We start from the raw sequence: 23,252 nt of genomic DNA, 5'->3' as shown, positions 1-23,252 counted from the left end.
GATCTCTCTCCTGCCTTAATACTGTAAGTGGCGTGGGATAACAAAAGTCGGTAATGGCTGTGGCTGCCCGCCTTTGCCGGTACGGAAGGCTTTCAGCTGCATGACATAAGTCAGAATATGTGCCACGGCGATATACAACTGGCTCGGCACGGCCTGTTCCAGCTGCGTGGTATGGTAAATGGCCCGTGTTAACGGAGGCGAGTTCAGCACTTCGACATTGTTTTCACGGGCGATGCGCTGAATATGCTGGGCCATTTCATCAACCCCCTTCGCGACAACAAAGGGCGCGTCATACATTGCCGGATCGTATTTGATAGCAACGGCGTAGTGCGTCGGGTTGGTGATGACGACATCGGCCTGCGGCACCGTCTTCTCCACTTTTCGCCGGGCGAACTGCTGCTGAATCTGACGAATCCGTTGTTTTACCTCCGGGCGGCCTTCGCTGTTTTTAAATTCTTCTTTGATCTCCTGCTTGGTCATTTTCAGTTGCTTCATGTGCTCCCAGCGTTGATAGGGAACATCCAGCAGACCGAAGACAAGCAGGGCAACACCCATGATAAGAACGCCGTCGAACAGGATTTGCATAATGGCGACCACGCCCTGACGCAGCGGCTGGTTTTGCATGGCCAGCAGCTCAGCCAGATGAGCATCCAGATACAGATAAAGCAGCATCAGCAGCACAGTGACTTTCAGCGACGATTTCAGCAGCTCAACCAGCGAGCGGGTTGAAAACATACGCTTGATACCTGACAGCGGACTGATTTTTGAAAGCTTAGGCATCACGCCTGCCGGATAAAACAGCCAGCCGCCCAGGAGCAGGCTGCCGCCTATCGCGGCCAGTAGAATCACCATGAACAGCGGCAGCAGCAACTCGATCACAATGGCCAGACTCTGGCCCACGTGTTCAATTCCCTGCCAGGGCGACTGCAGATCATCACGGGTCAGCTGCATATTGAAACGGAAGACGCCGCTCATGGCGTCCCAGATGGTGCTGATCTGAATTGAAAAGAAATAGACCACAACCAGGAAAATCACCGCAGCAGTCAGATCTTTCGCACGGGGAATTTGCCCCTGCTCCCGTGCTTTGCGGATTTTCTGGGGCGTGGCCTTTTCTGTTTTGTCCTGAGTACTCTGATCACTCATATGCCGTTTCCTGCGACGTAGCTGGTCAGTGCCTGCAAAGTGGTATGAACAAATTGGGTGTATCGTGTCGGGACGCCGCTGATTGCAATCAGCATGCTGAACAGACCCAGTAACATCGTCATCGGGAAGCCCAGCGCGTAAACGTTCAGGCTCGGTGCGGCACGGTTCATCACACCAAAGCTGATGTTTGCCAGCAGCATCGAAATAATGGCCGGTAATGCCAGTGCCAGCGCGGAAGCAAACATCCAGCTGGCCATGGAAATGACCTGTTGAAGTGTGGCTTCACTAATCCCGGAGCCGACCGGCCAGACATGGAAACTCTGAACCAGAATATCAATCACCACTAAATGACCGTCCAGGGCCAGAAACAGCAGGGTGCTGAACATCAGGAACATCCGGCCCAGCAGCGCAACAGACATGCCGTTTACCGGATCATTCATGATGGCCATACTCAGGCCCATCTGCATGGAAACAATCTGGCCCAGCATGGTCATGGTGGTGAAGAGCAGATGCAGGATAAAGCCGAAAAAGACCCCCCAGATCGCTTGTTCAAACGCCAGTACCAGTGCTTTGAGTGACAGGGGATCGACTGCAGGCATCGCCGGCATGAGAGGCGCAATCAGGATACTGATGGACAGGGCAAACAGCAGACGCACCCAAAGCGGAATGGCGCCATCGCCGAAGAAAGGCATGGCAACAAATGCGGCCCCCAGACGGAAAAATGGCCACCAGACTTGCCCGAGCCAGGCTGTGATTTGCGCGAAAGTGACATCCATCAGCCAATCATTCCCGGAATGTTGTGAAACAACTGCGTAAACAGGTCAATCAGTTTTCTGAGCATCCAGTGACCGGCAAAAATGACCATCAGCAGAGTGACCAGCAAGCGGGGCAGAAAGCTGAGGGTCTGTTCATTGATTTGGGTCGCGGCCTGAAAGACCGCAATGACCAGACCAACCAGCAGGCCGGGCACGACCAGCACCATCACAATGGTAATGATCATCCAGACAGCATTTGAAAACAGGGTGACGACGAGTTCCGGTGTCATGGTTTTTCTCCTAGCCGAAACTTGCCGACAGTGTGCCGACTGTCATGGTCCAGCCATCGGCCAGAACAAATACGACCAGTTTAAAAGGCAGCGAAATAATCAGTGGTGAAAGCATCATCATCCCCATGGCCATCAGCACACTGGCCACAACCAGGTCGATGATGAGAAACGGAATGAACAGCATAAAACCAATCTGAAAGGCTGTTTTCAGCTCGCTGATTACAAAGGCCGGCAGCACCACGGCAAAGGACAGATCTTCTGCTTTCTGATCCAGAGGCTCGTTTGCAATATGCAGCATCTGCTCAAGAGACGTTTGCTGGGTTTGTCTGAGCATGAAATCCTTGACGGGTTTTTCTGCCACAGAGAAAGCTTCCATCAGCGTGATCTGACCTGCGTCATAGGGCTTGAAGGCATGTTCATACACATCAGTCCATACCGGACGCATAATGAGTAGCGTCAGCGCCAGCGCAATCCCCACCAGTACCCGGTTTGGCGGACTCTGCTGCAGGCCGAGGGCCTGACGCAGAATGGCCAGTACAATAATGATGCGAGTAAAGCTGGTTGCCATCAGCAGAAATGCAGGCAGTAAACTCAGTGCCGTCATCAGGAGCAGCACTTGAAGCTTGACACTGTATTCCTGATTAGAGGTGCCGTCTGAAACTGTCATCAGCGTCAGGCCACCCGTATCAGAAGCGAATGCCGGGTGTGAAGAAAGCGTCAATATCAGAAAACCGGCTAAGGATAGCCCGCCGGCGCGGGCTAAAACACGACAGAGACTGCGGAGCATTATCAGGATTCCACGGAGTTAAGCGGTGAGTCCACGATATCAATCAGACGCAGGCCGTATTTGTCATTGACCACAACGACTTCAGCGTGGCCCATCAGAGAACCGTTCACTTTGACGTCCAGTGGTTCACCATTGAGCTTGTCCAGTTCAATCACGCTGCCTTCACCGGCTTTCATCAGTTCGCCGAGAGAGACTTCGGTGCTGGAAACTTCCAGTGTGACCGTGACAGGAATTTTCTTGAAGAAATTAATATCTCTGGACGGTACTTCATCGTAAGGGATGAAAGGGGAGGCAGTACCGGATTCCTGACTGGCTTCAACGTCATCATCCAGCTGATCCAGATCCAGATCATCAAAGTTCAGATCGTCTTCGCTGAATGCGTTTACGTCAGTCATCTCATTCAAATCGGTCATTTTGGGGTCCTGTGTAGTTTATTTATCATTTAGAATCAGAACGAGTTGGCCATCTTTGTCGGCCACGCATCCGTTAAATAAATGCTCCTGGCCAATACGAACCGGAACATTAGTGAGCAGATCGATATTCAATACGTCATCAGGACGCAGTTTGAGTACATCGTCTAAAGGCATTTTTTTCTGGCAAAGGGTGGCGTGAAGAGTCACCGGCGTGCTTTCCAGTACTTTGCGGAAACCTTCGTCTAACTGGTCATTGGTATGAATGGCCATGTCATCCATCAGAGACTGCAACATGGTTTCATCCAGGTAGAGGGTAAAGTCAGCGGATTTTTTACGGTAACTGACTGTGAAGGTGGCCAGCAGCCCAATGCCATGACGCATCGCATCATCTGTCATTGTCCATTGCCCGCTCTCTGCAATCAGTGCACACAGACGTTCCAGCAGTCGCTGCTGTAAACGCAGGTCACTGGCAGTCAGTTTGTTTGAAGCATCGCTGATATGACTGCGGTCGATATCGGCGTTATAGAACTTGTCCGACAGCGCCAGAAGCATACTGATATCCAACTGAGCCTGAACCATGCCGCCAGTCTGATGGCGGATGACAGAAGCGTGCTCATCAAGATCGGCTGGTTGTCTGCTGGCCAGCTGAATATCCGATAGTCTGAAGCTCAGGTTTTTGTCTTTCACCCAGCGTTGTAGATCCTGAGTGATTGACGAATCTGCCTGCGAGAAAGTTTTTTGTAATTCTTCCCGAATGACATGAATAGGGCGCCCTAAATGTTCAACATTCAGTTTGGGGAAATGTTGAGCACTGTTTAACTCAATTTTTTTCATATGGCATATCCGTCAGAACTCATATGCAACAAATTAAGGTTGCGATTGTTATTTACTTCGAATTGGCTTTAACCACTATTAGTTCCGCTAAGTCTAGCCTGAGCTAATTCTTGTGTTTTAGTTATTGATTTTAAATTTGTGATGTTAGTCCACATGTTGATTATAACTTCATATACAGGGTTTTCTTATATATGAATTGATGAGACTTTTATGCCCGCTTTAAAAAGACGCACTATTTTATTCATTTGATATTGCTCTCAAGTTGCTGTTTTTGAAGCTATATCAAGTTAAATCAAACAGTGGGAGCAATGTCATGTCTGTGTCAATTTAGTGTCATTGGTGCGTCAAATATAAATTGAATCGAGATCACCTTAATCGAATTAAAGTGATTTTGAGCAAGGAAAAGATATATAGAAATAAAAAAGCAATTTGGTTGTTTAATAATTTTGGCTAAGTTGGTTCCTCGGACATAATTGAATTTTGGTATCACCAAAAATCTGAGAAGGGTAAAATGTTAATTTCATTCAACAAGAAATACACATTCTTATTAATTGCTCTTGCGGCGGGTTCTGTTGAAGCAAAAGTTGTTTCTACGCCAATGGATCTTGTCGAATGGAAATACCGGGGCGGTACGTTTCACTGCTCATTAAATCAGCAGGTGCAAAACTTCGGTGAAGTCAGTTTCGTGGCAGACGCGGGCGAAAATCTGATTCTTAAAGTGAAACCGATGCGTCCTCTCGCTCAGTTCGACCGCGCAGGTTTATACCTTCAGGATGGCCCTTGGGTTGAAACACCTAAGCAGACTTCCCTGAGCCCGGGTAAGCAGGTGGATCCGACGGAAGTGAGATTTACCGGTACCGGTGCCGTTGACACATTGCTGGATGGCATGACCGCGGGGCAGTGGGCAAGAATCGCTTTAACTTACCAGAACACCAATTCGCCGGTCGATCTGATGCTGTCCAGCGTCAATATGTCAGATGCATTAGCTGAATTCAGTGCCTGCCGTTCCCGCTTACCTGCAATGTCGTACCGTCAGGCAAGAGATATGGTGTTCCAGTACGAGATGGGACAACGCACCGTATCCCCGGAACAAAAGGAAACCCTGACTAAGCTGGCCGAATACATTCGCCTGGATAAATCTGTCAGTAAAGTGCTGATTGACGGGCACAGCGACATTGTGGGTTCCAACCTTGGCAATATTCAGGTTTCGAAAGTACGTGCGGATGATATCGCGAGTTTTCTTCGTGAAGCCGGTGTCAAAAATAATCTGATTCAGATCAGGGCACATGGCGCGCGTTATCCGATTGCGAACAACAAGACAGCACAGGGCCAGGCGTTGAACCGCAGGGTAACGGTGAGGGTTTTGCGTGCTGATAACAATGATAAAAGCAGGGTTCAGTAATGTTAACGAAAACGATTCAGCTCATTGAACCGGACAGGCAGCAGGCTCAGCAAGTCATACAGGTGCTGGAGCAGGCTGGTTATCAGGTAGATTATCTGACTTCCGGCAAAGCCGGATTGCAATCTCACCGTGCTGCTATCACTCTGGTCAGCTCCGCTTTACCAGATATGGCATTGACCGAGTGGGTTCGCTTCAGCCAGACCGTTGCTGATCCTCAGCAGCGCCGGATTGCCATCGCAATTGTTGATCAGCATGAAGGCTTGCTGGCTGCTGAAGCCATGAAAGCCGGTGCGACAGATTATCTTCTGAAACCTTTTGAACCTGCACAATTGCTGAGTCTGATCGCCCGCGTTGAAGCTTTACAGAAACCCATGTCAGATATTGTGGCGGAGTCCTGGCGCAGTAAACAGATTCTGCAACTGGCTCACCGCGCAGCCTGCACCCATGCCAGTGTTCTGATTACCGGAGAATCCGGTACAGGGAAAGAAGTGCTGGCTCGTTACGTTCATCAGCAGTCACCGCGCAGCAAAATGCCTTTTGTTGCGGTGAACTGCGCAGCCATTCCTGAATCCATGCTTGAAGCGGTGTTGTTCGGTCATGTGAAAGGCGCATTTACCGGTGCGACCGGCAGTCAGAGCGGTAAGTTTGAAGAAGCAAACGGCGGCACCATTCTGCTGGATGAAATTGCAGAAATGTCTCCTGCGCTTCAGGCCAAACTCCTGCGGGTACTGCAGGAACGTGAGGTTGAACGGGTCGGCAGCCATAAGACAATCAAGCTGGATATCCGGGTGATTGCAGCAACCAATAAAGACCTGCGTCTGGCCGTTCAGGATGGCACTTTCCGTGAAGACCTTTACTACCGTCTGGATGTATTGCCGCTCCACTGGCCGCCGCTGCGTGAACGTCCTGAAGATATTCTTCCTTTAGCAAATTTCTTTATCAGTAAATATCAGCAGGGCAGTGCCTGTCAGATGTCATCAGATGCGCAGCAAATGATGTTGCAGTACCACTGGCCCGGCAATATTCGTGAACTGGAAAACATTATTCAGCGTGCACTGGTAATGCGGCACGGTGATTTTATCACAGCTCAGGATCTGATGCTGCCTGTCGACACCAGCAAGGTTCAGGCTATTAAACCTGAATACATGCCGGTTGCGCCAGTCGCGATGGGGACTGAGCAAGGGCATATTGGTGCAAAAAAACAGGCTGAATTTCAGTATGTGCTCGATGTACTGAAACAGCATGAAGGCAACAGAACCATGACAGCAAAAGCACTGGGTGTAACGACCCGGGCACTGCGATACAAATTAGCGGCAATGCGTGAGCAAGGCATTGATATTTCACAAATTGGCTCAGCAGCATAACGATTAGGAGACACACATGCTTGCGACGAATATGACGCAGACAACAACAGCCCAGCAACTCATGCTGGAAAAAATGCAGCTCATGCAAGCTCAGGCCGGGCAGGATGTGACTGTGAAAGCCAACCCTTTAGACCAGCAAGTCAAGCCGCTTTCTTTTTCTTCAGCGATGACTGAAGTGCTTGACCTGGTGAATGGTCATCAGGCGGTTGCCAGCGCAAAAATGACTGCGGTTGAAACCGGCAAAAGTGATGATCTGGTTGGTGCGATGATTGCCAGTCAGAAGGCCAGTCTGTCTTTCTCTGCACTGATGCAGGTGAGAAACAAGGTGGTCGGTGCGTTTGAAGATGTAATGAAGATGCCGGTGTAAGTTATGACCATGATTACTCAAGCAACGGCAGCTGAACTGACCGCATCTGACCGTTCTGAAAACTCTTTGCTGAACCGGGTGAAACAAGCCTGGTACAGCAGTCAGCGAAATCTGGTGCTGTCTGCGGCTCTGGCCGCAGTTGTTGCAGCCATTATTGTGGTTGCTTTGTGGACCTCAACACAAAGCTATCGTCCGCTCTACAGTCAGCAAGAGCGTTTTGATACAAGCGAAATTATTTCAGTGCTTGAAGCTGAAGGCATTCCATACCGTTTACAGGAAACAAACGGTCAGGTGCTGGTTGAAGACGGAAAAGTTGCTGAAGTGCGGATGCTGCTGGCAGCGAAAGGTGTCAAAGCCAAACTGCCAACCGGATTGGAGTCACTGCAGACAGATTCTTCTCTGGGAACCAGCCAGTTTATGGAAACGGCACGTTACCGTCACGGACTGGAAGGTGAGCTGGCTCGTACCATCATTTCTATGAATGCCGTGAACAACGCCCGCGTTCATCTGGCGATTCCGCGTCAGACTCTGTTTGTTCGTCAGAACGGTGAAAAGCCAACGGCTTCCGTCATGGTTGAACTGAAAACCGGTGAGGATCTCAAGCCGGAGCAGGTGGAAGCCATCGTGAATCTGGTGTCTGGCAGTGTGACGGGGATGGCCGCCGATCAGGTTTCAGTGGTTGATCAGTTCGGTCGTCTGCTGAGTGCAGACATTGGTTCTGAGACCAATGGCCGCATGAACACCAAGTATCTGGAATATCAGAAAAACCTGGAGAAACAAATTATCCAGCGTGCTTCTGACATGCTGACCCCATTGCTGGGTCCGAGCAACTTCCGGATTCAGGTCGCTGCGGATCTGGATTTCAACCGTATTGAAGAAACCCGTGAAATGGTTGATAACAATCCGGTTGTACGCTCTGAACACAGTATCGAAAATAACTCGGTCGATAAAATTGCGCTGGGTGTACCAGGCTCTCTGAGCAATCAGCCGCCAACGGTTGAAGACGATAAAAAAACAGACTCGCCGAAAAATACCAGTGAGCGCTCTGAAGTGAATCGTCAGTATGCCCTTGGCAGCAGCGTGCGTCATACCCAGTTCCAGCAGGGACAAATCAAAAAACTGAATGTTTCTGTGCTGCTGAACGATAAAGTGGCTCCAGATCAAAAGGCCTGGAATGATGCCCAGAAGGCTGAAATCAGCCAGATGATTTCTGAAGCCGTGGGTCTGAATAATGTCCGTGGTGACAGCCTGAGCCTGATGAGCTTTAACTTTAAGCCGCTGAGTATCGACCCGGTTGCGCCAATGCCTTGGTGGCAGGATACCGCGCTGCAACAACCGCTGCGTTACATCATCGGCGGTCTGCTGGGACTGGCAATGATCTTCTTTGTCCTGCGTCCGTTAATCCGTCATCTGACGGGTGTGGATAAAGCACGCCGTGAAATGGAAATTGCCAGCCTGCCGGATGACATCCTGAGTAAAGAACTGGATGAGAAGGCACAGGAAAATGAGCTGAACCGTCGTCTGTCTGACCGAGGGTTGAGCCACACCACCAATGGTCTGGACGCTGATGCTGAAATGATGTTGCCGCCTTCTGGTTCGCCTCTGCACATCCAGCTGAAGCACCTGACACTGATTGCCAGCGAAGAGCCACAGCGTGTTGCTGAAGTCCTCAAACAATGGGTGAATGGAAATGAGCAAAACCGAGACAACTAATCCGGCAGACATGCAAACCCTGAGCAGTGTGGATAAAACAGCACTGGTTCTGCTGGGTATGGGAGAGGACGCAGCCGCGCAGGTGCTGCGTTACTTCTCCCGCGAAGAAGTACAACGCGTCACCCGTTCAATGGCCAAACTGACCGGGATTAAAAGTGAAAATGCCAAAGTTGTAATTCAGCGCTTTTTTGATGATTTTCGTGCCCACAGTGGTATCCGGGGTGCTTCGAAAGATTATCTGTCGAATACCCTGTCGAAAGCGTTGGGGAATGATCTGGCAAAAGGTGTACTGAACAGTATTTATGGCGATGAACTGCGGAACAATATGCAGCGTCTGCAGTGGGTCGACACTGACGTCATTGCGAAGTTCATCAGTCAGGAACACCCGCAGATGCAGGCCATTTTCCTGGCTTATCTGCCGCCGGAAACATCGTCTGAAGTACTGGCGAAACTGCCGTCGGAGCAGCATGATGAGCTGATTTACCGGGTGGCACGCCTGAATGAGATTGATCATGAAATCGCGCAGGATCTGCATCAGCTGATCGACCGTTGTATCCAGCAGGTGTCTGGCGGACATGGTGCGTCGGTGATGGGTGCCAAGCAGGCTGCCGACATTATCAACCGCTTTGAAGGTGATCGTGCTCAGTTGATGGAAATGCTGAAGCTGCACGACGAGAAAGTGGTCAGCGAGATCGAAGAGAACATGTTCGACTTCGTGATTCTTGCCCGTCAGCGCGAAGCAACCATGGACCGTCTGGTTCAGGAAATTTCTATCGATATGTGGGCAACCGCACTCAAAGGTGCAGATCTCAAACTGCAGATGGCGATCAAACAGTCGATGCCACAACGGATGGCAAACTCGCTGGACGACGAAATGGCCATGCGTGGTGCCATGCCGCTCTCCCGTGTTGAGAAGGCTCGTCAGGAGATCATGCAGATCGTCCGTGAACTGGCTGATGCCGGTGAAATCGAACTGAGTCTGTACCAGGAACAAACAGTGGAGTAAGCGATGCGTTCAGTTAAAGTGATGCGCCTGAATCCGGGTGAATACCGCTCTCATCGTTTTCCTCCGATGGTCAAGCCAATGATTCAGGGCACCGATGATGAATCTCAGGACCTGAATCATCTGGCTGAAGAGCCTCAGTTTAATGCCCAGGAGCATCAGGCTGCGTTGCAGAAACGTCTGGAAGATGGTTTCCAGCAGGGGTTGCAGCAGGGTCATGAAGAAGGTCTTCGTCAGGGCGTGGAGCAGGGCCGCCAGCAGGGTTTCAATCTGGGGCAGCAGGATGGCTTTCAGCAAGGTTATGCCAAAGGTGAAAGCCAGGGCCGTGAAAAGTATGAATCTGTGATGGCCCCGCTGCATGCGCTGCAGGCGCATATTCAGCAATGGCAGGACGAGCGTGAGCACGCACAGCGTGAGCAGATTTGCTCCCTGGTTCAGAAAGTCGCTCAGCAGGTCATTCGTGCCGAGCTGACACTAATGCCGCAGCAGATCCTGGCGCTGGTCGATGAGACGCTCGATAGCATGCCCGGAAACACGGACAAGGTGATTGTGCACCTGAACCCGCAGGATCTGGAGCGGATCAACAACCTGAATCCGAAGCTGCATCCGAGCTGGAAACTGGTAGCGGATAAAGAAATGCCGATCGGCGGTGTGCAGCTGGTGACTGACCAGGCTGAAGCAGACGCCAGCAGCGATGCACGGCTGGAAGCCTGTATGGAAACCCTCCGTGAACATCTTCTGGAATCCACAAATGGTTCGCAATTAGTGACCGATGTGAAGTCAGAAGAGGTATCTGCCACAGAGCGTGTGGAGGAAGTCAGTGAGTGACAGCGCATTTCATGAACGTATGAATGATGCGATTGCGTCGATGTCATCCATACCGATTGCCCGGGTGACCGGGCGGTTGGTGAAAGTCAACGGTCTGATGCTTCAGGCCGTTGGCTGCAAATTCAGACTGGAACAACGCTGCCTGGTCGAAACCGATGACGGAGAAGCAATCGAAGCTCAGGTCGTTGGTTTTGACCGGGATGTCGCATATCTGATGCCGGTACGCCAGCTGGGCGGTTTATATGCCGGCGCCAAAGTCATTCCGCTTGATGGCGACAGTACAGTTGCATTGGGCGAGCATTGGCTCGGCAGGGTCGTGAATGGCCTTGGCGAGCCTTTTGACGATCTGGGCCCGCTGAAAGGGGGCGAGAAAGTTTCTCTCAATCCTCAGCCGATAAACCCGATGAAGCGCCGGATGGTCGATACCCCCTTAGATGTGGGTATTCGCGCCATGAACGGCCTGCTGACGCTGGGTAAAGGTCAGCGCATCGGTCTGATGGCCGGCAGTGGTGTGGGTAAGAGTGTGCTGATGGGCATGATCACCAAAAACACCAAAGCTGACATTGTCGTGGTCGGACTGATTGGTGAACGGGGTCGTGAGGTTCGCGAGTTTATTGAGCGGAACCTGGGTGAAGAAGGGATGAGGCGTGCGGTGGTGATTGCTGCACCTGCGGATGAATCTCCTCTGATGCGCCTGCGCGCGACCAAGCTTTGCCATCGTGTTGCCGAATATTTCCGGGATAAAGGGAAAGACGTCCTGTTGTTGATGGATTCACTGACCCGTTATGCCATGGCGCAGCGTGAAATTGCTTTGTCTCTGGGCGAACCACCGGCTTCCCGGGGTTATCCGCCTTCAGTGTTTGGTCAGTTACCGCAATTACTGGAACGTGCCGGTAACGGTGAACACCCGGACGGCAGTCTGACGGCTATTTATACCGTTCTGGCGGACGGGGATGATCAGCAGGATCCTGTGGTCGACTCTGCCCGGGCTATTCTGGATGGCCATGTGGTGTTGTCGCGTTCACTGGCAGAGCAGGGGCACTATCCGGCGATTGATATTAATGCATCGATCAGTCGCTGTATGAGCAGTTGTACCGAAACTTCGCATGTTACGGTGGCAAACCGTTTTCGACAGCTGAATGCGAATTATCTTCAGGTGAAAGAATTGCTGCCGCTGGGTGGTTATCAGCCAGGACAGGATCCAGAGCTGGATCTGTCGGTGCGGATGTTCCCGTTACTGAAAGACTTTTTGGTTCAACAGGTGGATGAAGTGACGGATTACCAGCAGTCGCTGGTTCGTCTGGCCGAATTATTTACCCAGACACAGCAAGGCTGACAAGGAGCGGGCAATGAAAGGAAAACTGAAAGCTGTCAGCCAGCTTCAGCAAATTGCTGAGCAGCAGCGAGACCGTCAGGGCCAGGATTTAGCCCGTCAGCAAGAGCAGGTTGGTTTCTTTGCTCAACAGCTGGAAGCACTGGCTGACTTAAAATCCGGCAGTCTTCCGGAAGGAGTCGGCGGGGTCAACCCGATTGCATTGCAAAACACCACACAGGTGAATGCGATGCTCAATCGCCTGATCGCTCATCAGCAGCACGAAATGGCGCTGATGCATGCAGAAAGTCAGCGGACCAAAAAAGCGCTGGAGCAAAGCCAGATCAAAGTAAAAGGTCTGGAAACCGTCATGGAACGCTGGAAAGCCAAACAACGGTATGAGCAGGCCAGAAAAGAGCAAAAGTTTATTGAAGATTTGATCAACGCCAGATACAAACGTCCATCCATCTAAAAAGCGCCCTCGGGCGCTTTTGTTTTTTTGAAGTGAAAAAACCTCAGGCCGCTTCTTTATAGAATGCTAACCCCGACGCCATCGCGACCAACACGGAAGCACAGGTTTTGTTGAGCGATTTCAGGCGGCTGACCGATAAATACTTTGCCGCCTGGAAACCTGCAGTTGCGTAAACCAGCATCACAGCGACATCAATCACGATGGTAGCAATTGCGAAAAGAACGTATTGCATCAAAACCGGCGCGGTTAAATCCAGAAACTGAGGCAGAAAAGCGCCGAAGAACAGGAGCCCCTTAGGATTAGACAGGGCCGCGAACAGGCTGCGCCGGAACGCTGCTGCAGGGCTGTGTACTTGTGCGCTTTTGAGTTTGTCTGCCGTCAACGCACTGGCTGAAGGTGTACTGCGCCACAACTGGTATGCCAGCCACAGCAGGTAAGCAACGCCACAATATTTGACGGTCAGAAAGAGGGTTTCAGAAGCCGCCATTAATGCCCCCAGTCCCAGTCCGGCAGCACTGATCAGAATCGCGTCAGACAGAGCAGCCCCTAAAATGCCATAAAGTACAATTTTCTTGTTTTTACTCACACCGTTCGACAGAGACAACAGCATGGTCGGTCCCGGAATGACGGTCACGGTAAATGAAGCGATGCAATATAGAAGTAATGTACTGACCATGGTGGAAGAATACTCCAAGTGAATTTGAATCATTTATGCAATGTCAGGCATCAAATTGAGTCAAAGTTTAACAAATCAAACGCATAGCGCATGGTTGCATAAAATTCTTGACACGGCAACGATGATATCCCTACTATGAACGCAAATCAAACTAGTGAACTAGTTCGCTAGTTTTAATTCGATGAGTCTCACAACATTGATTTTGTTTTCACATCTGCTGGCAGACGTCAGCGTATTCCGCAGAACGTGAAACACGAGTTGTGTTCGTCATCACATTACTCTGTATTGAATGGAATTTGAGAGGAAAAAAGATGAAGACCTATGACGAGGTTGTATATCAAGCGGCAAATCAAGATTGGGAAAAATGGTCAAAGCCGGGCGCTGATGGCCGGGTGAAAATTTTCAATTCAAACGGAAAGCGCTTAAGAATGCTTGAATTGCCAGCTGGGTTTGATGAGCACCATCTTTGTGAGATTGGTCATCAGGGATATGTTCTGACCGGAAGTTTCACTATTTTTGTTGAGGGTACCGAAAATAAATGTCACCCAGGTGATTTTTTCTCAATCCCGGATGGTGTGCCTCACCGTTCGAAAGGGGATGAGAATGAAGTGACGACAGTTTTCGTTGTTGATGATATTCAATAGGAGCGACAGATGAAAAACCCTGCTTTTGCCAATTTAATCCCAGATCAAAATGGAATGTTTGGCGTCTACGGCGGTGAAGCCGAAAATTCAGAATTAAAGTCAGCGATGAATGAGGTCAGAGAAGCATTCTATCACATCATTCAAGATGACTTATTCAATGAAGAAATGACACGGTTACGTAAAACCTATATCGGACGACCAAGTCCCATTTACTTTGCAAAGAACCTTTCTGAGAGAATTGGCGGAGCAAAGATATACCTGAAACGTGAAGATTTAAATCACACGGGTGCCCATAAAATTAACCACTGTATTGGTGAAGTTCTGCTTGCAAAGAAAATGGGCAAGAAAAAAATATTAGCTGAAACGGGTGCAGGACAGCATGGTGTTGCTCTTGCGACTGTTTGTGCTTTGATGGGCATGGCATGTGAAATCCATATGGGGCAGGTCGATATTGAAAAAGAACGCCCTAATGTGAATAAAATGAAATTGCTGGGATGCAAAATTGTTCCTGTAACTTCGGGTAAGGCGACTTTAAAAGAAGCAGTCGATAGTGCATTTTCGGCATATCTGGATGATATGCAGAATAACTTTTTTGCTATTGGCTCCGTTGTCGGTCCAGCGCCTTACCCGGAGATGGTGCAATATTTTCAATCTGTCATTGGAAGAGAGGCATCTGCCCAGTTTCTGGAGATGACAAATGAACAACCGACAATCGTTGCGGCTTGTGTCGGTGGCGGCTCAAATGCATTAGGCTTATTCAGCGGTTTTCTGTCAGATGAAAACGTGAAGTTAGTGGGAGTTGAAGCTGCGGGTAAAGGATTAGATTCAGGAGAACATGCCGCGACCCTAACAGCAGGTAAATTCGGAACAATGCACGGATTTAAATGTTTGTACCTGCAAGAAGAGGATGGTACTCCGATGGATGCCCATTCCATCGCTTCAGGATTAGATTATCCCGGTGTCGGTCCACAACATTGTTATTTAAGAGATGCTCAGCGGGTTGAGTATCATTCAATTACAGATGATGAATGTATTGAAGCCTTTTTAACTTTGTCCAAATATGAAGGAATCATCCCCGCATTAGAAAGTTCTCATGCGATTGCATGGGCAACAAAAGAAGCTAAAAATTTATCGTCTAAAGAATCCATCCTGGTGAATCTTTCAGGAAGAGGTGATAAAGATATCGATTTTGTGCTTCATAAAATTGGGTTGTGAAATGAGTTTCGATCTGCGGGCTGTGCTGAATCAATTGGAAGACTCAGGTGTCAGCATCAAGACGGTTGGTGATTTCATGTCACCAACTTATGAGATACCTGGCCATTATATGAATAACGCAGCAACCGTACCTGGTTCAGGAAAAACAGGTCATGAGCAAGCTTACATATACACCAATAACGGCACTCAATTTCCGGTGTTAATGGGGTTATTTGGGAATAGTGAAATCAATCGAAAGATTCTGTCCGAAAGTTGTTTCAGAGATGACAGTTTACACCGTAAGGATTTAAGTCCGGTATGGGTTGATAAGCCTGTCTGTCAGGAAAGTCATTCTCAATTAGATTTGCTCTCATTACCTGCTCTTAAAGTAACACCACAGGATGCAGGCGCATTTTTTACATCAGGTGTCGTTTGTGCAAGGCACCATAAAACCGGTGCCTATACCAGTTCTATTCATCGATTGAAAGTTGTAGATAAAAGTCATGTGACTTTAGCCCTACGACCTGGGAGTGGGCTTTTCAGCTGTTATCAGGAAGCTTTGAGACAAAATAAAACTCTGCCAATCTCGATTTGTATTGGTATACCCCCTGTATACTATTTGCTTACTTCATTATCGACAGCCAGATTCTCATCAGGTATCTGCAAACTGAAAGAGATGAGTAAAGTACTTGGCCAGGCCATTCGAATTGCGAAAAACGTTACAAATGCAGCTTATTGTTACGCAGACAGTGAGATTGTCATTGAAGGGGAAATGACAACGACAACTTGTAATGAAAGCAATAGAAAAGCAGAGGCATACTCAATGCCGGAGTTTCTTGGCTACATGGGGGAGGCAAAAGAAAACCTTCCGCTCGTTAAAATCACAGGCATCTTCCACAGAGAAAATCCGATCTATCAAACATTTTTAGGTCCGGGAAAAGAACAGTCAGAGCTGCTTGCGATTCCGACTGAGATCTCTTTGAAAGAAGTTGTCAGGAAAGAATTCGATCAATTTTTTGATTTAATGGATGTGTATTGTCCCAGTTATGGTGGCGGGCAGCTGTCAGTCATCTTAAGTATCCGGAGAAAGTCACATTTCATTCCATTTTCAGAATTAAGAGATTTTATTTACGAGCACCATCCGCTTTGTAAGCATGTATATGTTGTTGATGACGACATCGATCACTTGTCAAGTGAGGATTTTTTATGGGCAATGACAACCAGGTTTCAGGTGTCGCAAGATACTTACTTGAGAAAAGTGCCGGGCTTTATCATGGACCCGTCTCAATACACCGGTTATATGAATTCAAAAGATCCAGAAAGTGATTTGACATTATATGACTTAACCAAGCCATTGAAAATATCAAACAACTTTGTTCGGTATCAGCAAATATTATAAAGGTGAATCATGGAAATTAATCAGTTAGAAATTCTTCGTGAAGAAATCAATCAGATAGATGTTCAGCTTGTAGAACTACTGGTAAAAAGAGCGAATGTTGCATTACAGATAGCAGATCAAAAGCGGAATAGTGTTGATGTCGTAGAAGCAAAAGGACGAGTAGAGATCGTTTTAAGTAAAGTGAGAGAATTAGCGTTGAATTTTCACGGGGATGATAAGTTTATTGAATCTGTCTATAAGGTAATCATTCATGAGCTAACACAAATGCAGCTGATCAAAAAGGGACTTATCAATCATGACATCAATGGTTAATTACTCAAAAGATATCGTTGACCTTTTACCTGAACTGCATGTTTGCTGTCTTCGAATTGAGAATCTTCATGATCGTGTTGATGTGACAGATTCTGTGAATAAAAATATTGTCTTTGCAAAGCAAACAATCGATAAGTTGCAGACAGAAAGCGCAATTGACTCTATCAGTCACTGGCGTCGAGCTTACAGAAAAGCAGGGATAGAGCCGACAAAATTTCGAATGGCAGCTGAATCATTACTGAGACGGCTCAGAAAGCAAGGTAATTTACCTGAAACATTACACCCGTTAGTTTTAATTTGTAATGCATTGTCAGTTAAGCATTGTTTACCTATTGCTGTGCTGGATACAGATGAAATCAACGGAAATTTATGGGTTTCCTATACAAAGGGAGGTGAGCGTTATTTAGATTTTAATGGGAATGAAATTTTAATGCCCTCGAATGAAGTTTCATTTATCGATGAGAAAAATAATGCGCATGCCAGAAAGTGGTCTCATAAGCAAAGTGGTTTATCTGTCGTTAGGAACAGCACCAAAAATGCAATTATTATTATAGAGGCTTTATCTCCACTCCAAAATAATGAGAGTTTGCCAGTTATTGAAGAGTTGAAAAGTTTGATTGACAAGTATTGGCCTGGTTCAATCGCTGAGTGTAGTATCAGAGATTCAAATATGCTTATCTCGAATTATTAAAATTTATCTTAACCAATTCTTTATTGGCTGATGTCTATTTAGGTATTCAAAAAGTTTTACTTGTTGGCCCACATAATTTCTCAAATTGTTGAGTTTTTTCATGTTGAGGTCAAAATGAAAGCTGTAATCATATCAGGTTCAGAAAGAAGAAATGGTGTTACCGCTTATGTTTCTGAACTTATTCAGGATAAGTTGTATGAGAAAAATGTCCATGTAAGTGTTATATATCTGTGCGATCAGAAAATATCTGCTTGTGATGGCTGTGGTGGTGACAATGGTTGCAACTATAGACAGTCTCCCTGTGAAAAATATGATGACATGCCACATATTATTAAAATGATGTGCGAGTCAGATATTATTATTTATACATGTCCAGTTCATGCTTTCGGGATTAGTCACTTAATGCAGATCTTTCTTGAAAGAGCTGGTGTCGGATATCTGAGGTTTGATCGGCCTCTTGTGAATAAAATTGGTGGCTGCGTCATTGTTGGGAGGAAATATAGTTTAGGCAGTGCACATGATCAAATCATAAATAACATGCTATTAAATCGAATGATTATTCCTGGTGCTGGATTTCCAGTGCTTATCCATGGCTGTGAAAAAACGAAGGGAATTACAGACATTGAGGAGAGCGTTGCTTTGGAGCAAATGGTTGACAGATTAGTTGAAATCCGAAGTTCTGTGAATGTGAATGCATTAAATTTTAATCATCCAAATGAAAGAAAGCTAAAAGAAATCATGGAGAAAGATAGTGAAAGGGTTAATTGAAGTTATCAGCCATACTGAAAAAGTCATCTCAGACAATGACTCGATCTGTATTTATAACCAGTTGCGAAAGAAATATCATGAAGATGAGTTGTTTCTGCTCGAGTCAATGACTGGTCCAGAAAAAGATTGCAAAAATACAATCATTGCGTTTGAACCTATTTTTAACTTGAAACTCAATGATAATGTCCTGTCTTTATCTGGGAATGAAGATATTCTTGGTTTGATGAGAGTGAGTGATAAATTATCATCTTTTGAGTTCCTGGATGAGTACTCCATTCAGGTTCAGACGTTTAACGATCTGATTTCACTCTTAAGAAGTATTGAGTCATTATTTCATGTCGTTGATGAAGGGGTGAGTACAAGTACAAACTTCGGATTCTGGGGTTACTTTGGATACGATACTATTTTTCTCATAGAGGATATCGAGAGAAAAATATCCAGAGATAAAAATTTATCTACGATTAATCTGACTATATTTTCAGGCGTCATCAATATTGATATCAATAGTCACACCATACATTTAACCCGAAATCAGAGCAATTATTTTCAAAGTTTTGATCTTTCATTAGTGAAAAATCTCATTAAGACGCCATTTCATTATGAGTTTAACCACAATTTTTCCAGTCATAGTATTTCATCTCCCACTGTCGATAAAGAGATGTATACGACCTGGTTTGATAAAGCCAAAAGTCATATCGATATTGGTGATATATATCAAATCCAATTGGGGCATGAAATAAATATAACGTCAGAAATAATTCCATTTGATGTTTACTTGCGATTGCGTCAATTTAACCCATCACCCTATATGTATTATTTTAAAACATCTGATGGATTTCATGTGATTGGAGCAAGTCCGGAAATGTTTGTGACTTTAACCAATGACCGTGAAATTGTGATGAGACCAATTGCGGGTACAATCAGAAACTCGTCTGATCCAGATGAGAAAAAGTCAAATATTCATAAGCTGCTCTCGGATGAAAAAGAAAATGCAGAGCATTTGATGCTGGTTGATCTCTGTCGAAATGATATCTCCAGAATTTGTGAACCTGTTTCACTATTTGTTGATGAATTGATGATTACAGAAGAATACTCACACGTGATTCATATTGTTTCTAATGTTATTGGGAAGATTTCAGAAAAATTTGATAAATACGATGCTTTAGCCGCTACGTTTCCTGCAGGCACGATGACGGGAACACCAAAAATAAAGGCAACGGAAATTATTGAGGACACGGAGAGGACCTCAAGAGGCATTTATGCAGGGTGTGTGGGGTATTTAGGGTTTAATGACACAATTTTGTCTGCACTTTGTATTCGGACGGCAGTTTACAAAAATGGTGTCTATACGATTCGTGCTTCCGGAGGGATCGTTGAAGATTCCCTGAGCCATGGCGAGTGGTCTGAAACAATCAGCAAACTCAGTTCGACTTATTTTGCAATCACCAACAAGGATTTAATCAGTGAAGATTTTGTTAATTGATGCGTATGACAGCTTTGTTTATATCGTCAAAAATTATATTGAAGTGATTGGCTTTCAAACTGATGTCGTTCGGTGTGATAAAGTCAATCTTGAATCGTTGAATAACTATCATGCTATTATTCTGGGGCCTGGGCCCGGACACCCATGTGAGAGTGGTTACCTGGATATCATCAGGCGGGTGGAAGGAAAAATTCCGATTTTTGGTATTTGCCTTGGAATGCAATCGATTGCGGAGTTTTATGGTGTTTCAGTGAAACCGGCTGGAAACCGTGTTCATGGAAAGGTGAGTTTGATTGAACATGATCAAATGGGCTGCTTCCAGCAATTGAAGTCACCCTTAAAAGTCACCCGATATCATTCACTGATTGCATCAAGAGACGATATTAAATCGGATTCGGAATTAGTCATTACCTCTGAATCTATTGATGACAACTACATCATGGGTATTCGACATAAAGCGTTTGCGATCGAAGGGGTTCAGTTTCATCCTGAAAGCATATCGACTGAACGGGGTGCAGACATATTAATCAACTTCTTTAAGCATGCAGGACTATACAATTAATATGTGTATGATTTGTGCCTTTTCATGTATTTGCTGAATGCATTTATCAGACTTGTTTCCTATTAAATTCTAATATGCAATTGGTATGTTTACGGGGCAGACAATACTGAATATTTTTATACATAGATTTAATATCAGTAAAAATACGGACGCTTTAATTTATTGCTACCTGAGTACCGTGAAGGTTGTTGTTAAGCCAATCACACAGTCTTCCCAAGCGGTACGCAATAGCGCATATCCTGTTCCCATTAGGAACATTTTCACCACTATTTGTTTACCCGGTATCTTTTTGCTATCGGGTTTTTTTTATGTACTGAACATGAAAAAGCACAGCGGAAAGCTGTGCTTTTATTCTTGACTGGCGTGCTGAAATCAGGCGTTTGCCAGCTTGTTCTGAAGTGCCTGAATATTGACGGGCTTGGTCATGAAGGCAAGCAAAACGGCGACTCCCAGCATTACGGAACACAGCGTATACGCCAATGTGTATGTGCCGGTCATATCAACTGCGACAGCAGCAACGACAGGGCCGATGAAGCCACTGATTCCCCAGGCTGTATACAGGACACCGTAGTTGGCACCATAATTTTTCAGGCCGTAGAAGTCAGCAGTAATCGACGGGAAAACGGCCAGCAGTGTGCCATAGCCGACACCTGCAACTGCGGCACCGACCATCAGACTGAATTCATTGTCGAAAGTTGCAAACATCACCATGTTGATGGCTTGCATGACGAAGGCTATCAGTAGAGTTTTCACGCCGCCGATCTTATCGGAGAGCATTCCTGCGACGACCCGGCCACCCGAGTTAAAGACAGCCAGAATCACCACAAGGAAAGCGGCGTCAGATAAATTAGCCTGTGTGGCTGCGATTGAAGTAATGTTCCCGATGATCATCAGACCGGCAGCTGAAGCGAACGCGTACATGATCCACAGCGAATAAAACTGCGGGGTCTGGATCATCACACGCCAGCTGACATCAACACTCGGTGTTTGCGCAGCTTTTGCGGTCGTTGCAGTGGGCGCGGCTGGCACATAGTCTTCCGGCGGGTTTGTGATAGTGCATGCCAGCGGAACAGCGACCACCAGAACTGCGATGCCAAGAATCAGAAAACTTTGATTGATCCCGAAGTCAGCAATCAGAGATGCAGTCAGAGGGGCAAGATAAACCGCCGCCAGACCGAAACCAGCTGCAATCAAACCATTCACCATTCCTTTTTTAGATGGGTGAAACCATTTCATCGCCGATGGGCTCAGACAGGCATATCCAAAGCCAATGCCGCTGCCTGTCAGTACGCCGAAAGTAAGGACCAAAAGCAGCGGGCTGGTTGCAAAGCTGGAAATGATCATCCCCAGCCCAACCATCGTCGTTCCTAACAGCAGGACTTTACGCGGACCGATTTTATCCTGAAGAATACCGGCCAGTAACAGAGACAGTGAAAAGGTAATGATAGCGACCGTGTAGGGCAGGGATGCATCAGCATTAGACCACCCCAGATCAACAACCAGCGCTTTCTTGAAGACGCTCCAGGCATACAGAATGCCCATACACAAGTTTATACAAAAGCCAGCCAGCAAGATTTGCTTAGCACGATCGAATGTTTTCATACGCCTCTCTAACACCGTAGCGGTCTTGATTTGTTTTTTAAACTTTTCTTAATCTGAATCAAAAAAAGATGCACTTCTTATGGAGGGCGCGGATTCTATCAATAAATTTTTAAGAAATATCGTGAGGAAAAACTTTGTTACAAATGGATGGTGAAGAGGGAGTCGAGAGCCTGCTGGCAGTGATTGGCTCCATCCTCAGAACTGTGGGAGGGGGAGCCAATCATCGTGGCTTTACCATCAGTTCATCAGGATACTGTGTATTTTGTCTTTGAGCTGCAATCGTTCCATTTTCAGTTGGGTGAAGTGTAGGTCTTCGGTTGGAATGTTGTTACATTCTAATCCCCGTATTTTGTGATCTAATTCATGGTACCTGTCTGTCATCGCCTTGAAGTTTTCGTCTTGTGACTTCAACTCTTTGATTTTGTCGTGCATTTCGGGGAACTCAATGAAGAGTGCGTGATTTTCACCTAACATATCTGTCACTCCATAGGTTTACGTGAATGAAAGCCCTGCTTTTTTCTCCTGTTGTTCTATCACGCTGTACGGATTTTATTGTATGGAGAGCGGTACTGCATTCTGCGCTTCCGGCAGTTTGAAGCGTGGCATCAGATGTCTTCCGGTGAAAAGTGCATTTCTGTATTGCGGGCAATGTATTCTGAGCCCGAATTGGCGTGTCCTGCAGCCAGGTAAAAATGCTTTCATTCCGGACAAATATGAACCACAAAGGTCAACTGACCCTTGTTTAAGCATAGTCGAATGTTGTGATTTTCAAGCAGGGGGACAGCGAAAATGCTACGAGCAGCATAAACCATGTGTGACGTTGTCACGGTGCGGGTGGTGCAAAGCACTCAGATGGACTGTTTTACGATGCCCGATACTTTTTGCTGCGTAATGATTTTTTGAGGCTCTGAATGTAAGCGATTCGATCAGGATTTGCAGGGGCAGCCGCAGTTTGTAACTGGACTTTTGCCTGGGCTTCTTCTTCTGTCATGTAGCGGCCATTCATTCTGATGTGCTGCGCTTTGGTTTCATGTTCAGCACGTAAAGCTGCGTCTTCCTGCGCTTTTGCCATGGCATCACGCGCAAGACTCTGGCTGGTTTTGTCTTCCTGGCGTTGTTGCAGCCAGTGGGGCTGTTGTTTTTGTTTTGCGGGTTGGCTTGCCTGCTGCTGACGCTGCTTGAGGACGTTATCCAGGTAATCACTAAAGTCCATCTTGGTTTCCTCACATAGATTGACG

The 23,252-nt window shown here is 46.9% G+C and carries 26 protein-coding genes; 16 read left to right on the top strand and 10 right to left on the bottom strand.

What is annotated here, in order from left to right:
- Positions 1 to 15: 15 nt before the first annotated feature.
- The 6 genes from flhB to SPK40_RS04875 all read right to left on the bottom strand — a co-directional run bounded on the left by flhB (position 16) and on the right by SPK40_RS04875 (position 4,222).
- On the bottom strand, positions 16 to 1,143 hold the full coding sequence (gene flhB / locus SPK40_RS04900; protein WP_248139918.1) for a flagellar biosynthesis protein FlhB: 1,128 nt from the start codon (positions 1,141 to 1,143) through the stop codon (positions 16 to 18).
- A complete protein-coding gene (gene fliR, locus SPK40_RS04895) occupies positions 1,140 to 1,919 on the bottom strand; it encodes a flagellar biosynthetic protein FliR (RefSeq protein WP_248139920.1) in 780 nt (259 codons plus the stop codon). Before fliR ends, flhB begins: the two co-directional genes overlap by 4 nt.
- Entirely contained in the window at positions 1,919 to 2,188 is a 270-nt protein-coding gene (gene fliQ / locus SPK40_RS04890) for a flagellar biosynthesis protein FliQ (protein WP_248139922.1), read from the bottom strand. Before fliQ ends, fliR begins: the two co-directional genes overlap by 1 nt.
- 10 nt (positions 2,189 to 2,198) lie before the next feature.
- Positions 2,199 to 2,855, bottom strand: a complete 657-nt coding sequence (gene fliP / locus SPK40_RS04885; RefSeq protein ID WP_371929399.1) for a flagellar type III secretion system pore protein FliP — start codon at positions 2,853 to 2,855, stop codon at positions 2,199 to 2,201.
- A gap of 122 nt (positions 2,856 to 2,977) precedes the next feature.
- Complete coding sequence (gene fliN, locus SPK40_RS04880) at positions 2,978 to 3,379, bottom strand: flagellar motor switch protein FliN (protein ID WP_371929400.1); 402 nt, start codon at positions 3,377 to 3,379, stop codon at positions 2,978 to 2,980.
- Between the two features lie 27 nt (positions 3,380 to 3,406).
- Complete coding sequence (locus SPK40_RS04875; RefSeq protein WP_248139929.1) at positions 3,407 to 4,222, bottom strand: FliM/FliN family flagellar motor switch protein; 816 nt, start codon at positions 4,220 to 4,222, stop codon at positions 3,407 to 3,409.
- A 511-nt stretch (positions 4,223 to 4,733) separates the two neighbouring features.
- On the opposite strand from SPK40_RS04875, the gene SPK40_RS04870 reads away from it, so the two are divergent.
- Genes SPK40_RS04870 through fliJ form a run of 8 tightly spaced genes read left to right on the top strand, consistent with a single transcriptional unit; the run spans position 4,734 to position 12,683 of the window.
- The gene (locus SPK40_RS04870; protein WP_248139931.1) at positions 4,734 to 5,624 is read left to right on the top strand and encodes a MotY family protein; all 891 of its coding nucleotides are present in this window, start codon (positions 4,734 to 4,736) and stop codon (positions 5,622 to 5,624) included.
- Entirely contained in the window at positions 5,624 to 6,988 is a 1,365-nt protein-coding gene (locus SPK40_RS04865) for a sigma-54-dependent transcriptional regulator (protein ID WP_248139933.1), read from the top strand. Before SPK40_RS04870 ends, SPK40_RS04865 begins: the two co-directional genes overlap by 1 nt.
- A gap of 16 nt (positions 6,989 to 7,004) precedes the next feature.
- A complete protein-coding gene (gene fliE, locus SPK40_RS04860; protein WP_248139935.1) occupies positions 7,005 to 7,355 on the top strand; it encodes a flagellar hook-basal body complex protein FliE in 351 nt (116 codons plus the stop codon).
- 3 nt (positions 7,356 to 7,358) lie between these two features.
- Entirely contained in the window at positions 7,359 to 9,068 is a 1,710-nt protein-coding gene (fliF, locus tag SPK40_RS04855; protein ID WP_330959620.1) for a flagellar basal-body MS-ring/collar protein FliF, read from the top strand.
- Complete coding sequence (locus tag SPK40_RS04850; RefSeq protein ID WP_248139939.1) at positions 9,046 to 10,074, top strand: flagellar motor switch protein FliG; 1,029 nt, start codon at positions 9,046 to 9,048, stop codon at positions 10,072 to 10,074. Before fliF ends, SPK40_RS04850 begins: the two co-directional genes overlap by 23 nt.
- A 3-nt stretch (positions 10,075 to 10,077) precedes the next feature.
- Positions 10,078 to 10,899: a flagellar assembly protein FliH gene (gene fliH / locus SPK40_RS04845; protein WP_330959619.1), complete on the top strand. Its 822-nt coding sequence runs from the start codon at positions 10,078 to 10,080 to the stop codon at positions 10,897 to 10,899.
- A 19-nt stretch (positions 10,900 to 10,918) separates the two neighbouring features.
- On the top strand, positions 10,919 to 12,235 hold the full coding sequence (gene fliI, locus SPK40_RS04840) for a flagellar protein export ATPase FliI (RefSeq protein ID WP_248141627.1): 1,317 nt from the start codon (positions 10,919 to 10,921) through the stop codon (positions 12,233 to 12,235).
- A 13-nt stretch (positions 12,236 to 12,248) separates the two neighbouring features.
- Positions 12,249 to 12,683 (top strand): flagellar export protein FliJ, encoded by a 435-nt coding sequence (fliJ, locus tag SPK40_RS04835; protein WP_248139943.1) that lies wholly within the window; start codon positions 12,249 to 12,251, stop codon positions 12,681 to 12,683.
- A gap of 43 nt (positions 12,684 to 12,726) precedes the next feature.
- Here the strand turns inward: fliJ and SPK40_RS04830 are convergent, their stop codons facing one another.
- Positions 12,727 to 13,392 (bottom strand): LysE family translocator, encoded by a 666-nt coding sequence (locus SPK40_RS04830; RefSeq protein WP_248139946.1) that lies wholly within the window; start codon positions 13,390 to 13,392, stop codon positions 12,727 to 12,729.
- Between the two features lie 278 nt (positions 13,393 to 13,670).
- Here SPK40_RS04830 and SPK40_RS04825 point away from each other — a divergent pair, with 278 nt between their 5' ends.
- The 8 genes from SPK40_RS04825 (at position 13,671) to SPK40_RS04790 (ending at position 20,412) form a co-directional block, all read left to right on the top strand.
- Positions 13,671 to 14,003 (top strand): cupin domain-containing protein, encoded by a 333-nt coding sequence (locus SPK40_RS04825; protein ID WP_330959618.1) that lies wholly within the window; start codon positions 13,671 to 13,673, stop codon positions 14,001 to 14,003.
- 9 nt (positions 14,004 to 14,012) lie between these two features.
- On the top strand, positions 14,013 to 15,218 hold the full coding sequence (gene trpB, locus SPK40_RS04820; protein WP_330959617.1) for a tryptophan synthase subunit beta: 1,206 nt from the start codon (positions 14,013 to 14,015) through the stop codon (positions 15,216 to 15,218).
- A gap of 1 nt (position 15,219) precedes the next feature.
- Positions 15,220 to 16,596, top strand: coding sequence for a UbiD family decarboxylase (locus SPK40_RS04815; protein WP_330959616.1), 1,377 nt, complete (start codon positions 15,220 to 15,222; stop codon positions 16,594 to 16,596).
- 9 nt (positions 16,597 to 16,605) lie between these two features.
- On the top strand, positions 16,606 to 16,908 hold the full coding sequence (locus SPK40_RS04810) for a chorismate mutase (RefSeq protein WP_248139954.1): 303 nt from the start codon (positions 16,606 to 16,608) through the stop codon (positions 16,906 to 16,908).
- Entirely contained in the window at positions 16,892 to 17,599 is a 708-nt protein-coding gene (locus tag SPK40_RS04805; RefSeq protein WP_330959615.1) for a B3/B4 domain-containing protein, read from the top strand. Before SPK40_RS04810 ends, SPK40_RS04805 begins: the two co-directional genes overlap by 17 nt.
- Before the next feature lie 114 nt (positions 17,600 to 17,713).
- Entirely contained in the window at positions 17,714 to 18,367 is a 654-nt protein-coding gene (locus SPK40_RS04800) for a flavodoxin family protein (protein WP_330959614.1), read from the top strand.
- Positions 18,351 to 19,850 (top strand): anthranilate synthase component I family protein, encoded by a 1,500-nt coding sequence (locus SPK40_RS04795; protein WP_330959613.1) that lies wholly within the window; start codon positions 18,351 to 18,353, stop codon positions 19,848 to 19,850. The genes SPK40_RS04800 and SPK40_RS04795 overlap by 17 nt, the downstream gene beginning before the upstream one ends.
- On the top strand, positions 19,831 to 20,412 hold the full coding sequence (locus SPK40_RS04790; protein WP_330959612.1) for an anthranilate synthase component II: 582 nt from the start codon (positions 19,831 to 19,833) through the stop codon (positions 20,410 to 20,412). Before SPK40_RS04795 ends, SPK40_RS04790 begins: the two co-directional genes overlap by 20 nt.
- Before the next feature lie 372 nt (positions 20,413 to 20,784).
- On the opposite strand, the gene SPK40_RS04785 is transcribed toward SPK40_RS04790, so the two are convergent.
- The 3 genes from SPK40_RS04785 to SPK40_RS04775 form a co-directional block, all read right to left on the bottom strand.
- Positions 20,785 to 22,014, bottom strand: a complete 1,230-nt coding sequence (locus SPK40_RS04785; protein WP_330959611.1) for an L-lactate MFS transporter — start codon at positions 22,012 to 22,014, stop codon at positions 20,785 to 20,787.
- A gap of 237 nt (positions 22,015 to 22,251) precedes the next feature.
- The gene (locus SPK40_RS04780; protein ID WP_036752522.1) at positions 22,252 to 22,488 is read right to left on the bottom strand and encodes a YdcH family protein; all 237 of its coding nucleotides are present in this window, start codon (positions 22,486 to 22,488) and stop codon (positions 22,252 to 22,254) included.
- A gap of 388 nt (positions 22,489 to 22,876) precedes the next feature.
- Entirely contained in the window at positions 22,877 to 23,227 is a 351-nt protein-coding gene (locus SPK40_RS04775) for a hypothetical protein (RefSeq protein WP_248139966.1), read from the bottom strand.
- Between the last annotated feature and the right edge of the window lie 25 nt (positions 23,228 to 23,252).

Origin of the sequence: Photobacterium sp. 53610 (assembly GCF_036409375.1) — a bacterium.
Classification (GTDB): Bacteria; Pseudomonadota; Gammaproteobacteria; order Enterobacterales; family Vibrionaceae; genus Photobacterium.
The sequence above is the reverse complement of the archived record's forward strand: the minus strand, read 5'-3'. Positions and strand labels throughout refer to the sequence as shown.

Bases quoted from the DNA above. Each gene is read 5' to 3' on its own strand.
- fliE (WP_248139935.1), top strand. From the start codon at position 7,005: ATGCTTGCGACGAATATGACGCAGACAACAACAGCCCAGCAACTCATG.
- fliH (WP_330959619.1), top strand. From the start codon at position 10,078: ATGCGTTCAGTTAAAGTGATGCGCCTGAATCCGGGTGAATACCGCTCT.
- SPK40_RS04780 (WP_036752522.1), bottom strand. From the start codon at position 22,488: ATGTTAGGTGAAAATCACGCACTCTTCATTGAGTTCCCCGAAATGCAC.
- SPK40_RS04815 (WP_330959616.1), top strand. From the start codon at position 15,220: ATGAGTTTCGATCTGCGGGCTGTGCTGAATCAATTGGAAGACTCAGGT.
- SPK40_RS04825 (WP_330959618.1), top strand. From the start codon at position 13,671: ATGAAGACCTATGACGAGGTTGTATATCAAGCGGCAAATCAAGATTGG.
- fliQ (WP_248139922.1), bottom strand. From the start codon at position 2,188: ATGACACCGGAACTCGTCGTCACCCTGTTTTCAAATGCTGTCTGGATG.
- fliJ (WP_248139943.1), top strand. From the start codon at position 12,249: ATGAAAGGAAAACTGAAAGCTGTCAGCCAGCTTCAGCAAATTGCTGAG.
- SPK40_RS04870 (WP_248139931.1), top strand. From the start codon at position 4,734: ATGTTAATTTCATTCAACAAGAAATACACATTCTTATTAATTGCTCTT.
- SPK40_RS04805 (WP_330959615.1), top strand. From the start codon at position 16,892: ATGACATCAATGGTTAATTACTCAAAAGATATCGTTGACCTTTTACCT.
- fliI (WP_248141627.1), top strand. From the start codon at position 10,919: ATGAATGATGCGATTGCGTCGATGTCATCCATACCGATTGCCCGGGTG.
- SPK40_RS04875 (WP_248139929.1), bottom strand. From the start codon at position 4,222: ATGAAAAAAATTGAGTTAAACAGTGCTCAACATTTCCCCAAACTGAAT.
- SPK40_RS04785 (WP_330959611.1), bottom strand. From the start codon at position 22,014: ATGAAAACATTCGATCGTGCTAAGCAAATCTTGCTGGCTGGCTTTTGT.
- SPK40_RS04850 (WP_248139939.1), top strand. From the start codon at position 9,046: ATGAGCAAAACCGAGACAACTAATCCGGCAGACATGCAAACCCTGAGC.
- trpB (WP_330959617.1), top strand. From the start codon at position 14,013: ATGAAAAACCCTGCTTTTGCCAATTTAATCCCAGATCAAAATGGAATG.
- flhB (WP_248139918.1), bottom strand. From the start codon at position 1,143: ATGAGTGATCAGAGTACTCAGGACAAAACAGAAAAGGCCACGCCCCAG.
- SPK40_RS04830 (WP_248139946.1), bottom strand. From the start codon at position 13,392: ATGATTCAAATTCACTTGGAGTATTCTTCCACCATGGTCAGTACATTA.
- SPK40_RS04865 (WP_248139933.1), top strand. From the start codon at position 5,624: ATGTTAACGAAAACGATTCAGCTCATTGAACCGGACAGGCAGCAGGCT.
- fliP (WP_371929399.1), bottom strand. From the start codon at position 2,855: ATGACAGTTTCAGACGGCACCTCTAATCAGGAATACAGTGTCAAGCTT.
- fliR (WP_248139920.1), bottom strand. From the start codon at position 1,919: ATGGATGTCACTTTCGCGCAAATCACAGCCTGGCTCGGGCAAGTCTGG.
- SPK40_RS04810 (WP_248139954.1), top strand. From the start codon at position 16,606: ATGGAAATTAATCAGTTAGAAATTCTTCGTGAAGAAATCAATCAGATA.
- SPK40_RS04800 (WP_330959614.1), top strand. From the start codon at position 17,714: ATGAAAGCTGTAATCATATCAGGTTCAGAAAGAAGAAATGGTGTTACC.
- SPK40_RS04775 (WP_248139966.1), bottom strand. From the start codon at position 23,227: ATGGACTTTAGTGATTACCTGGATAACGTCCTCAAGCAGCGTCAGCAG.
- fliF (WP_330959620.1), top strand. From the start codon at position 7,359: ATGACCATGATTACTCAAGCAACGGCAGCTGAACTGACCGCATCTGAC.